A 13,075-nucleotide genomic window follows, 5' to 3' on the forward strand; every position below is an offset into this window, starting at 1 on the left:
TGAGAAAATGAACCAATACATTAAATTTAGCTAGTCCGTTTAATTCATAACTTTTTATTGTCAGGTAATCGTCTAGAATAAATGTAACCTTTTGGACAAAATCAGGCTCGAAATAATTTATTAATTGCTCATGAGAATAAAGTGAATTACTCGCTTCTTCATGAATAATATCAGCTAAAAGTTGACGTTGTTTCTCAATTGAGCCATTTAAATATAAGAAATTATTTCTAGAGATAATTCGTAAATCGTAAGTCTCGATTTGTTCATTTAATTGAGCAATTATATTTCTTAAGGTAGAAAAACTAATAAATAGCTCATCAGCCAAATCAAATGTCGAAAATTTTTTGGTATGATTCGTCAATAATTTGTTGAGAATTGTTTTTTCCCTATAAACATTTGAATCCAATTCACTCTCTAAAAGCTCTTCTAACTGCGAAGAATTCTTCAAAAAGTATTTTGTTCCTATCTTATCTATAACAGGGGTGTCACTAGTTGAGTTTATCTCCTTAATATAATTTCGAATGGTTTTTTCGGAAGTATTTATGAAAGAAGATAAGGTTTTTACTGTTAACGGTACATCTGAATCGTGTAAAACTTGTAGTAATTGCTTTTTTTTGTTACTCATAAAAAGTCCTCCCAAAGTAATCTGACTGTATCCTTATTGAATCTTATAATATATACCTATTCATATTTAATTGAAACGGAGTCATAAAATTCTTTTGACTATTTGTCAGAATCGAATCGGATATCCGCTTGTTGTCTTAAATCAAATAAAATAGTATTTACTTCTTTGGCAAGAGTCACTAATTCTTGGTAACGTGCTAGGGTGTTAGAGTTTGTCGAATCATTAATGATCTCAGCAAACGTTATAGCTTCGTCAATCATTCGATGACTTTTAGACGGTATATCTAAATCTATACTTTCTTTGTTATGTTTTGTAAACTTGACGGTTTGAATATCATTTATTTTATATAAATGAAGCGTTCCGTCCACTAAATAAATCTCGGATGCTAAGGAAGAATTCGCGATTTTGCCATGTTGAATGGTTACCTCAAAATTTTCATATTGCAAGATGATTGTACCCAACCCATCGACACCTGTGATGATTTTATGTGCGAAATGGTGCACTATTTTAGGCTTTCCAAACCAAGCTAAAGCAGCATAAATTGGATAAATTCCTAAATCTGATAATGATCCGCCAGAAAAATGAGGAGAAAAGATATTCGGTTCTTCTCCAGCTAATACCTGTTCGTAACGAGAAGAATAGTTCATACAAGTAAAACTTGCGCCAATAATATGTTTTTATTTAGCCAAAAAGCTTTTAATGATTTTAAAATTTTCTTCATGGATGTGTCTAGCAGCTTCAAAGAAAAATACTTTTTTCTCTTTAGTTAAAGAAACTATTTTTGCTATTTCTTTTGGATTAGAAAAAGCTGGTTTCTCGACAATAACATGTTTATCTGCACAGATGGCTGATTTTGCTTGGAAAAAATGTAAACTGTTAGGAGAGGCAATATAAATTACATCTAAATTAGGAAGAGCCAAAAAAGCATTCAAATCAGTTTCACAATCTATTTCTCCTGTATAATTATTAGCAAAATTTTCTGCGGTTTCTTGCTTACGTGAAAATACAGCTGATAAAGTATACTTTCCACTTTCTAGTGCTCCTTGGACAAATTGATGGGAAATTCGATTTGTTCCGATAATTCCTAAAAAAAGCATTTTTCTTCCTCCTCTTTAAAACGTTACCGTAAAACTTTTTTTCTGAGTGTTATTTTTGATAATGGCAAAATAGGCGTGAATATTAAAATAGAGAGCAATAGGCTATTCATCCATTATTTTAAAGTAGGTATAAAAACATTTCTATTAAACTTTTTCCCAAAAACGGAAAAAGAGTAAACGAATTTCTTTTAACGACATGAGATAGTATGAATATCAAAAATAAAAAAGGAGACGAAGAAGGATGAAAAAAATTTTTTTATGTTGTGGAGCAGGAATGTCAAGTGGCTTTTTGGCACAAACGATGAGAAAGGCAGCAAAGAAGAAAAAATTAAACTATGAGATAAAGGCGGCTTCTGAAAGTGATATTGAATCCTATATTGGAGATACCGATATTGTATTACTTGGACCTCATATGACGTATTTAATTGATGAAGTGAAAGATAAAGCTGAACAATACAAAGTACCTATGGTGGTAATTCCAGAAGATATTTATGGAGAATTAGATGGAGAAAAAATGCTGGAGCAAGTCCAAAGTATTTTAGAAAAGGAGTAGAAAAATGAATGCTTTTATTCAAATTTTAGAGGAGAAATTTGCACCTAAGTTAAACAAGTTTGCTGAAAATAGGTGGATTCAAACGATTTCTAGTGGCATTATGTTGGTTTTGCCTGTCATATTTTTAGGTTCTTTGATTTCAATTTATAATATTATTCGTTTATACGTGACAATATTACCTGATATTCAACCAATTTATGATTTTAGTTTCGGATTATATTCACTTATTTTATCTTTTCTTGTAGGTTACCAAGGGATGGATAAATTCCGTCATGCAAAATATAAGTTATGTACTGGAATCATTGGTTTAGTTACTTTTCTAATGATGATTAAACCCGATATTGTTGATGGTGTTATAACAATAGAATTTAGTCGCTTAGGTCCCAAAGGAATCTTAATCGCCTTTGTTTCAGGATTATTAGGTATTATCATCACTCATTTATATGCAAAATGGGATCCTTTCGCAAACAATACGACGCTCCCTGAATTTTTAACAGGATGGATTAATCAAATCATTCCAACTTTTATCGCTTTGTTGATAGCTATGATCTTAACGTATACGTTAAATTTAGATGTTTTCGAGCTTGTTACCAAATTATTTAGTCCAATTAATAGCTTTGGTCAAACGTTACCAGGTTTTCTATTGATTTGCTTTGTACCTGCTGTTTTTTACTCTTTAGGTATTAGTAGCTGGTTATTGTCTCCTGTCTATACGCCAATTATGTTAGAAGGAATTGCACAAAACATTGATAATGTTGCTGCAGGATTACCCGCAGTGAATATTGTCACGCAAGAGACCGTTTTTGTTGGTTTTGTTTGGTTAGGAGGAATGGGCGCAACCTTGCCGTTGGTTCTTCTAATGATGAAAGCGAAAAGTAAGAAGCTGCGTGTCATGGGTAAAATTTATTTAATCCCTTCATTATTTAATATCAACGAACCCGTCATTTTTGGGACACCCGTAGCTTTTAATCCGTATTTAATGCCACCAATGTGGATTAATGGAATAGTAGGTCCTTTAATTGTATGGCTGTTTATGAAGAGCGGATGGGTAAATGTTCCAGCAAAATTATTAACAGGCGTTAAATTACCGATGCCTATTAGTTCATTTTTAACTACAGAGGATTGGAGAGCGGTCATCTTATGGGGAGTTCTTCTACTTGTTTATGGGTTGATTTGGTACCCATTCTTTAAGGCATATGACAAACAATTAAGCGAAAATAATGTAGCTTAAAAAATGAAAGTGGTGATGGAAAATGAAAGTAAATATTGACACGACAGCTATGAAAATAATCCTAAATGCAGGAAATGCTCGTGAAGAAATGAAAAAAGCACTCGAAGCCTTGGTTGAAGATAATGAAGCAGAATACTTTGAAAGAATGAAAGAAGCAAAAGAAAAAATTCGAACAGCGCATCAATGTCAAACAAGTACGATTCAGCAACAGGCGAGCGGTGTTGAATTAGAGATTAATTTGCTGTTTATTCACGCACAAGACACATTGATGACCATTATGTCTGAAAAAAATATGATTGAATCAATGAAGCTTTTGTACGATAAATTAAAAAAATCTACTTATTGAAACAGTGGATTATTTAATGACTACACAGTCAAATAAATAGATGGATATTCAATAGAAGGAGGAATTATTTTGAAAAAAATGCCAGAAAATTTTTTATGGGGTGCTTCAACCAGTGCTTATCAAGTAGAAGGTGCTGCAGAAATAGATGGAAAAAAATTGTCACAAATGGATGTACTAAATGCAGATACGGGTTTTGCTAATGCAGATGTAGCGAGTGATGTGTATCATCGTTATAAAGAGGATATTCAATTGATGAAAGAAGCCGGATTTACAGCGCATCGTTTCTCGATTGCTTGGTCTCGAGTATTTCCTGATGGCGTGGGTGAAGTAAACCAAAAAGGAATTGAATTTTATGACAATTTTATTGATGAACTTCTTGCAAATGGAATAGAGCCAGTTCCAACGCTCTATCATTATGATATGCCCATGGCATTAGTTGAAAAATATGACGGCTGGATTAATCGACAAAGTGTAGAAGACTTCAAATATTATGCTAAATTTATCATTGATCGTTACAAAGACAAAGTAAAAAAATGGCTAACAATCAATGAACAATCGATTATTGTTGAATTTTGGTATAAGAAAAATTATATACCTGAGAAGTATCTGGATGATCCTCAAGTTAAATTTCAACTAAATCATCACCTTAATCTAGCACATGCATTTGCTTGTAGCTATGTTCATGAAGTAGTAGAAGATGGAATCGTAGGAGCTGCTATTGGCTACTCGCCAGTATATGGAGTGGATTCAACACCCAAAAATATGTTAGCCATGTTAAATGCAGAAGATTTGAAAAATCATTACTTCTTGGATATTTATTTTAAAGGGAAGTATCCAGTTGGAGCGATGTCTTATTTAAAAGAAAAAGGCTGGGCTCCAAAAATTGAAGAAGGCGACATGGCTGCTATTAAAAAAGGCTATTCAGACTTTTTAGGGGTTAATTACTATGCAAGTAAATGTGTGAAATATCCTGAAGGAGAAAACAATATTTATCAAGAAGCCAAAAGTAATCTAGCTGGGAAGAAAAACTCTATGGGTGCTTATGAAATCATGCCCGATTTTTATCAGTATATTAAAAATCCTAATGCAGAAACCAATGATTGGGATTGGACCATTGATCCGATAGGGTTTGAATATTTATTACGAGACATTTATGAACGCTATGAGATTCCCATGATTATTACAGAAAATGGATTAGGCGCCTATGATACATTAAATGAAGATGGGACGGTTCATGATGATTACAGAATTGATTATTGGGAACAACATCTAAAATCTATTCATCGAGCAATTGAATTAGGTGTTCCTGTTTTTGGATTTTTACCTTGGTCTGCAATTGACGTATTGAGTACGAGTAATGGGTAGTAGTGGAATATTTGGAATGATAAGTGGCTTTGGTTTAGCATTTACTGCATTTATTGGGGCATTAAGTGCAGCGATTTGTGTATTATTTCTTTCTTCATTTAGAAGTAGGATAACTACGACTAAACTGATTTTATCGGGAACGATTGTCAATGCTTTATTTACTGCAATTGCAAACTTTATTGTCGTTTTTTCAGGAACTGATAATACAATTGCTCGAGTAACTTACTGGACAATGGGATCATTATCTTCAGCGAAATGGGACAATTTATTATTACCAGCAGTTGCAGTTTGCCTAGTGACTGCTTATTTTTCAACACAATATCGCACATTAAATGCGATGCTACAAGGAGAAGAAGTTGCTATAACTTTGGGAATACGTTTAAATTTTTATCGAAAAGTATATACGATTTTTGTGGCACTCTTGACGGGGATTCTAGTTGCAACTTGCGGAATTATTGGTTTTGTTGGCTTAGTCATTCCTCATATTTCCAGAGCATTGGTAGGACCAGATCATCGTAAATTGATTCCAGTAGCAATCTTAATCGGCAGTACTTTCTTAGTAACTGTGGATATTTTAGCTAGAACATTGATTGAAAATAATGAATTACCAATTGGAATTTTTACCGCAATCGTTGGAGCACCTTTTTTTGCTTTTATTATTATTCGTAAAAATTACCAATTCAAAGAATGAGGGAGAATTGAATGGATTTAACAGTTGAAAATTTAGACATTTTTTTAGGGGCTAAAAAAATTATCAAAGACATTGATTTACAAGTAGCGAATCATTCTTTTACTGCTTTGCTTGGCCCAAATGGAAGTGGCAAATCGACCTTATTAAAGTCAATATATCGCGTTCTAGAGCCTAATAGTGGCACTATTTATTTAGATGATTTAAAAATGAAACAACTACCTACTAAAGAAATCGCTCAACGTATGTCTGTGGTTTCTCAATTTCAAAATAATAGCTTTGATTTTACTGTTAAAGAAATTGTCTTGATGGGACGAACCCCTCATTTACGAGCATTAGAAAAAGAGAGTACTTTAGATTATCAATTAGTTGATGATGCTTTGGAAAAAACTGGTTTACAGGAATTAAAGAATCGAACGATTTCAAAACTATCTGGGGGCGAAAAACAGCGTGTCTCACTGGCACGAGCAATTGTCCAAAACCCTACATTGATGATTTTAGATGAACCTAGTAATCATTTAGATATCAAATATCAATTAGAAATTCTTCGGATGATTAAGAAACTTGGAGTGAATGCGCTAGCGGCATTACATGATATTTCATTAGCTGCTCAATTTTGTGATTACATTTATTTTATTAAGGAAGGAGAAATCAAATATCACGGGAAGCCTAAGGAGGTGATAACTAAAGAAATTATTAAAGACATTTATGAAGTCGATTGTGAAGTTTATGAAGATACAAACACACACAATATATTGATAAGTTATTACACATCACAAATGAAGGAGAGAATATAATGAATAAACGGGTATTACGTATGACAACAGCTACATTTGCTACATTATTTTTATTAACAGCTTGCGGTCAAAAGGAACCAGAAAATTCTGAAACAACTGTATCCACAACTGAAGTACCGAAAGGAGTAAATGAAACTGTCTATCCATTAGAAATTGAAGTGACTGATCCAGAAGGAAAAACATATACACAAAAATTTGAAAAAGTACCAGAACGTATTGTGACAAACAACTTGTCTTCGATTGAAATTTTACTAGAACTAGGTTTAAAAGATAAAATTGTCGGAATTACTCAACCAGATAATGAAGTTACTGGTGAATTTGCAGATGATGTGAAAGATTTAGAGGTTATCGGGGATAAAATGACTATCTCAAAAGAAACAATTGCAGGCTATACACCTGATATTGTTGTCGGACGTGAAATGGCGTTTAATGATGAGTCGATTGGTTCTGTAGCAACGTTAAATGATTTGGGGATTCAAACGTATATTCAAACAGCAAGTAGTATGACTACTAATCCGCCATTAACGAATGTAATTGATGATGTTCTAACATTAGGAAAAATTTTTAATGTGAATGAACGTGCAGAAGAGTATGCCAAAGAGTTAGAAACACGATATCAAACAGTGGTTGAGAAAGTAAAAGCGCAAGACGGGGATGAAACACTGACATTATTGCCGATAGTTGCTTATGATTCATCAAAATCTTCATTTGCTGTGTTCAATATCTCTGGTGGACTTCAGAGTGATTTGTTAAAACAATTAAATGTAAAACCTGCAGTTGAAGGAAGTGTTGCTGATCCATCATTAGAAACTATTATTAATACAAATCCAGATATTATTTTGTATGTCACAGCCGATCGTAATGCTGATTTAGATGCAGATGCAATAGAAAATATTAAAAAGGAGCCGCTGTTGAAAGATGTTAATGCAGTGAAAGAAAATCGTATCTTTACAACGACTTATGATGATTTTATGGATTATGGTGTGCGTATTTTTGACACTCTTGAAATGTTAGGTGATAATCTATACAGTGAAAATAAATAGAAACAATACAAAAACAACAATCTTGGTTATCTAAGATTGTTGTTTTAATTTATCCACAAGGAATATGTTAGCGATTTGGATTAATCATCGTGGAAATCATCAACATTTGCTAGATAATATTAAGATACCAAATAGATATTAACAAATGGTCTTCATTGGAGGGAGCCATTGGAAAGTTAAACAGAAAAAGGGGGTTCAATCTATGTAATACTGTTTAAGTATTTAGCTGATACCACGGCCATGAATATATAATGGATGTTGGCTTGATAATAAATGTACCACTTGCTTGACTTCATTCAGTGGGACAAATTCTAAAAAGAAATTAAAATTCTCAATCGGTTTTCGAAAGTTAGAGCGACTCTTTTGTAGATAAAGCTTATTGGCAAGTTCATTAGAACTCATTCTTACAACTAAATCAAAATGTTTTTTACTATAGAATTGTAAGAAAATTCTAAAGAATGTCTTGTTTCTGAGGTGATTTAACTATATAATATATGTGATTAAATTAACAAAAGGAGGAGTAATATGAAAAAAATATTTAATTTCATAGGTTTATCAGTATTATCTATTGTGATTTTTTTATCAATCTGAGCGTGTAGTAATCAAGAAAAAGCAGTAGAAACGAAGGGAGCCTATACAGAAGGTACATTTACAGGAGAAAGTGAAGGAAAGAATGGACCCATTGTGGTTGAAGTGACCTTCAGTCCAGAACAAATTGAAAAAATTGAAGTTGTCGAACAGCATGAAACAGAAGGTGTTAGTGATAAAGCGTTAAAAGAAATTCCTGCTTCAGTCATTGAATATCAATCATTAGCAGTTGATACGGTGAGTGGGGCATCATTAACCAATGAAGCAATTCTAGCGGCCATTGAAGATGCTGTGAATCAAGCTGGTGGGGATGTCGAGGCATTAAAAGCTGTTGCGGTAGAAAAAGAATTATCTGATGAAGTAATTGAGTTAACAACTGATGTAGTTATCATTGGTGGAGGAGCTTCCGGTATGTCATCTGCTTTGCGTGCAGATGAGTTAGGATTTGATACAATTCTTTTTGAGAAGATGAGTTATTTAGGTGGCGCTATTTCAATTAGTGGTGGAAACCAAGTAGTGATGGGCTCAGAATTGCAAGAAGAAGCTGGTGTTACTGATGATAGCGTGGATAGTATGGTCAAAGATTTTATGAAAAATGGCGCTGAAAAAAATGTCCCCGAACTATTAACTCTCTATGCAGAAAATGTTGGTCAAACAACAGATTGGTTACATGGATATGTTGGAGTCCAATATGATGCAGATTTGCATAAATTAGCAGAATATAGTCATGATCGTGAATTAGCTTATACTGGTGGTGGTCCTCAGTTTGCAAAAACAGTCCGTGAAAAAATTGAAGAAACCGAGATTGATGTGCATTTAGATACACAAGTCAATGAATTAACAGTTGATGAAAATGGAGCTGTTAATGGTTTAATTGCACAATCAGAAGACGGGACAACTTATAAAGTACAGGCAAAAGCAGTTATTATAGCATCTGGTGGTTATGGAAACAACAAAGAATTGTTGTCAGATAATTTGAAATCTGTTTTATATTATGGACCAGAATCCTCTACAGGTGACGGAATTATCTTGACCGACACAGAAGATATCGATGCTGCAACACGATTAATGGAATATGGCAAAACTTATCCTAATGGGATTGAAAGCTCAGAAGGTAAAGCAAAATCAACAATTGCTGGTAATATTGTTGTTTTTAAAGAAAATGCTATTTTGATAAATTCAGATGGTCAACGCGTAGTTAATGAACGAGCAAGCAATCGGCAAATTTTGGAAGTTGAATTGGCACAACCTGAACAGATGCTATATCTACTAATGGATCAAGCCGCTTTTGATCTATTTAAACCGGCAGTAGAAGAAGCTGGAATCAGTGAAGGTGATATTGATAAATGGTTAGAAAATAATGGATTAGAACCCCCTTATTTTTTCCATGGAGAGACTATTGATGAACTAGCAAAAGTAGCGAAAATAGATGGCTCAGTTTTGAAACAAACAATTGATACGTATAATGAGTACGTAGAAGCTGGAGAAGATAAAGACTTCCAAAGACCAGTTGAATTTATGTCGAAAAAAATTGGTGAAGGTCCTTATTATTTAGTCGAACAAAAACCACGATTTGCAACGACAATGGGTGGCTTGGTTGCTAACGAACGCTTACAAGTATTAAACAAAAAAGGTGAGGTTATACCTGGTTTGTATGCTGCTGGTGAGATTGTTGGTGGTGTGATGGGCGACGATTCTCCATCTGGCGCAAATAATGGATGGGCACTTACTTCAGGTAAATTAGTTGCCGAATCTTTAGCTGAAGAAATTCAAAAATAAATGCTTGAATGCTTAGATAAGATGACTTCCAAAAGTTAGATGAAAAATCTAACTTTTGGAAGTCAGTATTTTTATGTTCCAGCTTTCCCTGAAAATTAGGTGAACGGTAGAGACTATTTAACAGTTAATTGTAATAAAATGAATATAGAAACGAGAAGGAGTTATGATAGCTGTGACAGAAAATAAATTAATTGCCCATGCATTGATAAAACTAAATAATAAATTTTTAATCATAAAAAGAACAAAAATTAAAAGAAATCAACCCAATGTTTTCCCTGATTATTGGGACATTCCAGGTGGAACTGTTGAAAATGGTGAGTTACCTCAAGAAGCAGCTAAACGGGAAGTTTTAGAAGAAACAAATCAAAAAATTCATATTACTGGTATTGTATATGAAGATAGCAATTATGACGTCAAAAAAGATATAATTTTTACGCGTCTTGTGTATAAGGGAGAAATCTTAGAGAAAAGAGAAATTCTTCTTGACCCAGAAGAACACACCCAATATGCATTAGTCAAAACAATTCCAACGCAAGAAAAAGTGGTAGATTATCTGATAAATATATTAAATCATGTTCAATAAATAGTAGAGGGATATTATCTTACTACTGGACCTTTGTTTACTAGCGACACACCATCCAAATATTACAAAAATATGTAACTTACATAACTAAATGATAATTTGCTTATGCAATATTATGTTTAAATGGTACCATTATATAAAGTACCAATAAACAATTCAATTGTTTGTTGTGGTGATGTGAGGAGTGTGGAAAATGAAAAAAATAAAGTGGGTAGGATTTCTTTCTGTCCTATTTTTCCTGAGTGGTTTTATTTTGAAACAAGAGGTACAAGCGGATAGTAATTCGATGTCGAATTTAAGTATCCATGTAAAATTACTGGAAGATGGTTCAGGTGTTGTAACAGAAACGCGAGATATGGAAATGCACGAAGGAACGGAACTATTCATCTCTATGGAGAATTTACAAGATTCTGAATTGATCGATTTTAAAGTAGAAAATTTTACGTTAAATGATGACTGGAACACAGATGCCACACGTGAAGAAAAAACCGGGCGTTATGGAACGATAGAAGATGGGGCAAACTATGAACTAGTCTGGGGGATTGGTGACTATGGTTCGAACCATTATGAATTATCTTACACGTTAACTAATTTAGTACGGGAATTAGAGGACGGTCAAGGATTACTTTGGAATTTTAATACCTTTGGTGATATTCCTCCAGAAAAACTAACGATGGAAATTGAAGGACCAGAACCTTTTACGCAAGATGAAGTCTCTTTCTGGGGATTTGGACTAGAAGGAGTCATCGAACTGGAAAATGGTCACATTGTTTGGGAATCAACCGAAGCATTAAGCACGGAAAATTACGCAACGGTGTTGTTGCAATTTTCTAATGCACCTTTTTCGACGTCCGCTTCAGAAGACATGACGTTGAGTGAGCAGCGTGAAATGGCGCAAGAAGGTTCTTCTTATAATGACAATCAAGGCATGAATAATAAAGTGATAGGTTGGATTTTAGGTGTGATTGGTTTACTCGGAGCTGCAGTTATTGCTTTGATTTCTCACGTGAATCGTTTATATAAAAAGGCAGGACAAATGCCTTCAGCTTCAAAACTAAAGAAACGAAATAAAGGCATAGTTTATGAGAAACGTCCGTATGAAGACGGAGATATGGCAGAGGTTGCTTTTCTTCTACAGCAGATATACAAAGGTTCATTTAAGGAATACTTTTTTGCGTATCTTTTACAATGGGCAAATGAAGGCAGAATTTCAGTTGAAACTGAAACGGTAAAAGGTAAGTTTAAAGCAAAAGAACAAACGACGCTTACCGTTCTCAATCATGATAAATGGGTGAAACTATCAGAAGTCTCTTTTAAAGAATATGCAGAACAAGTCGTAGCAAGTCAGGGAGAATTGCCCTATGAGCTGGCGATTTGGAAAATCTTATTGGAAACAGCTGATAAAACAGGTGTTGTAACTAGCTCTGATATTCAATCGTGGACGAAAAAAAATGTAGAAGAAATTTCTGATTTAGATAAAAAACTAAATGAGTTCTCCTTAGAAACTTTGCAAAGAAAAGGCTATATTATTGTAAAGGAAATTTCTATTTTAGGATTCAAAGCATCTGTCCAAATCTTGACAGAATCAGGTGAAGAATTAATGGATCATTTAGTTCAATTTGAGAACTATTTGCAAGCGATTGACTTAAAGGAAGCAGCAACTTATGAACAGACACTTTCTTGGGAAAAATTACTAATCTGGGCTTCGTTATATGGAAAAGGTACCGAACTCGCGACAGATTTACAAAAATTTTATCCAGAAGTATGGCATCGCTTTGAGAACGAAGCTCCTTATTTTTATCATAATTTTTATGGATATTCTCTTTTTTATGGCAGCTGGTCACAAGGTTTGGCTAGTGGTGGCTATGGTTCTTCTGGTGGTGCTGGTGGTTCCACGTCCATTGGTGGTGGAGGCGGCGCTGGCGGAGGAGGAGGCGGTGGTGCACGCTAACTCTTACTAAAAAGATTGCAAAAGGAGGTTCTTATCATGACAATTTATGTACTCTCAGTTTTTGACAGTGGTTGTGCGACGCTATGGGCAACCTTTGATAATGAAGAAGCCTTGCACGCTCAATTAAATCAAATTCTTGATGTGTCCGAAAAAGAAATCTTATTGGAAGATAACTATCTTGAAATAGATGACATGTTTGAGTTTTATTTAGAAGAAACCGAACTTAATAAAATTGAAAAGTTGCATTAGGCAAGGTAAAAGGTTGAAAGAAAGCACGAATGTTACTTTTTACTAGTCAGATTTAAGCAGACCATGTAAGATAAAGTTTTTTAATTTATCTTACGTGGTTTTATTTTTTTGTTTTGAACATAATTTCATATATGTGTTTACATTTGTTCTTTAATCGTGTATGATACTTCTATATTGGAA

12 protein-coding genes and 2 pseudogenes are annotated in these 13,075 nt (G+C 33.8%); 12 read left to right on the plus strand and 2 right to left on the minus strand.

The window, feature by feature from the left end:
- A partial coding sequence (locus BAU17_RS03785; protein WP_161901494.1) for an HTH domain-containing protein occupies nucleotides 1-625 on the minus strand: 625 nt, incomplete at its 3' end.
- Between the two features lie 98 nt (nucleotides 626-723).
- Nucleotides 724-1,722 (minus strand): annotated as a pseudogene (locus BAU17_RS03790) (Gfo/Idh/MocA family protein).
- Between the two features lie 241 nt (nucleotides 1,723-1,963).
- On the opposite strand from BAU17_RS03790, the gene BAU17_RS03795 reads away from it, so the two are divergent.
- From BAU17_RS03795 to BAU17_RS03850, 12 genes and pseudogenes are all read left to right on the plus strand, one after another.
- Nucleotides 1,964-2,275: a PTS sugar transporter subunit IIB gene (locus BAU17_RS03795; protein ID WP_161901495.1), complete on the plus strand. Its 312-nt coding sequence runs from the start codon at nucleotides 1,964-1,966 to the stop codon at nucleotides 2,273-2,275.
- A 4-nt stretch (nucleotides 2,276-2,279) separates the two neighbouring features.
- Nucleotides 2,280-3,506 carry a PTS sugar transporter subunit IIC gene (locus BAU17_RS03800; protein ID WP_161901496.1) on the plus strand — a complete coding sequence of 409 codons (1,227 nt, stop codon included), beginning with the start codon at nucleotides 2,280-2,282 and terminating at the stop codon, nucleotides 3,504-3,506.
- Nucleotides 3,507-3,528: 22 nt separating this feature from the next.
- Nucleotides 3,529-3,852: a PTS lactose/cellobiose transporter subunit IIA gene (locus BAU17_RS03805; RefSeq protein ID WP_161901497.1), complete on the plus strand. Its 324-nt coding sequence runs from the start codon at nucleotides 3,529-3,531 to the stop codon at nucleotides 3,850-3,852.
- 78 nt (nucleotides 3,853-3,930) lie between these two features.
- Nucleotides 3,931-5,217 carry a glycoside hydrolase family 1 protein gene (locus BAU17_RS03810; protein ID WP_237579080.1) on the plus strand — a complete coding sequence of 429 codons (1,287 nt, stop codon included), beginning with the start codon at nucleotides 3,931-3,933 and terminating at the stop codon, nucleotides 5,215-5,217.
- Complete coding sequence (locus BAU17_RS03815) at nucleotides 5,210-5,908, plus strand: FecCD family ABC transporter permease (protein WP_237579079.1); 699 nt, start codon at nucleotides 5,210-5,212, stop codon at nucleotides 5,906-5,908. Before BAU17_RS03810 ends, BAU17_RS03815 begins: the two co-directional genes overlap by 8 nt.
- 11 nt (nucleotides 5,909-5,919) lie before the next feature.
- Nucleotides 5,920-6,702 carry an ABC transporter ATP-binding protein gene (locus tag BAU17_RS03825; RefSeq protein ID WP_161901499.1) on the plus strand — a complete coding sequence of 261 codons (783 nt, stop codon included), beginning with the start codon at nucleotides 5,920-5,922 and terminating at the stop codon, nucleotides 6,700-6,702.
- On the plus strand, nucleotides 6,702-7,745 hold the full coding sequence (locus BAU17_RS03830) for an ABC transporter substrate-binding protein (RefSeq protein WP_161901500.1): 1,044 nt from the start codon (nucleotides 6,702-6,704) through the stop codon (nucleotides 7,743-7,745). Before BAU17_RS03825 ends, BAU17_RS03830 begins: the two co-directional genes overlap by 1 nt.
- Before the next feature lie 678 nt (nucleotides 7,746-8,423).
- A pseudogene (locus BAU17_RS14275) lies at nucleotides 8,424-8,615 on the plus strand (FMN-binding protein); the annotation flags it as partial.
- A gap of 9 nt (nucleotides 8,616-8,624) precedes the next feature.
- On the plus strand, nucleotides 8,625-10,112 hold the full coding sequence (locus BAU17_RS03835) for an FAD-dependent oxidoreductase (RefSeq protein WP_272927941.1): 1,488 nt from the start codon (nucleotides 8,625-8,627) through the stop codon (nucleotides 10,110-10,112).
- 172 nt (nucleotides 10,113-10,284) lie between these two features.
- Entirely contained in the window at nucleotides 10,285-10,695 is a 411-nt protein-coding gene (locus BAU17_RS03840; RefSeq protein ID WP_420022102.1) for an NUDIX hydrolase, read from the plus strand.
- Between the two features lie 193 nt (nucleotides 10,696-10,888).
- Nucleotides 10,889-12,646: a DUF2207 domain-containing protein gene (locus tag BAU17_RS03845; protein ID WP_161901502.1), complete on the plus strand. Its 1,758-nt coding sequence runs from the start codon at nucleotides 10,889-10,891 to the stop codon at nucleotides 12,644-12,646.
- Nucleotides 12,647-12,682: 36 nt separating this feature from the next.
- A complete protein-coding gene (locus BAU17_RS03850) occupies nucleotides 12,683-12,895 on the plus strand; it encodes a hypothetical protein (RefSeq protein ID WP_161901503.1) in 213 nt (70 codons plus the stop codon).
- Nucleotides 12,896-13,075 lie beyond the last annotated feature (180 nt).

The organism is Candidatus Enterococcus willemsii, assembly GCF_009933335.1.
Classification (GTDB): Bacteria; Bacillota; Bacilli; order Lactobacillales; family Enterococcaceae; genus Enterococcus_F; species Enterococcus_F willemsii.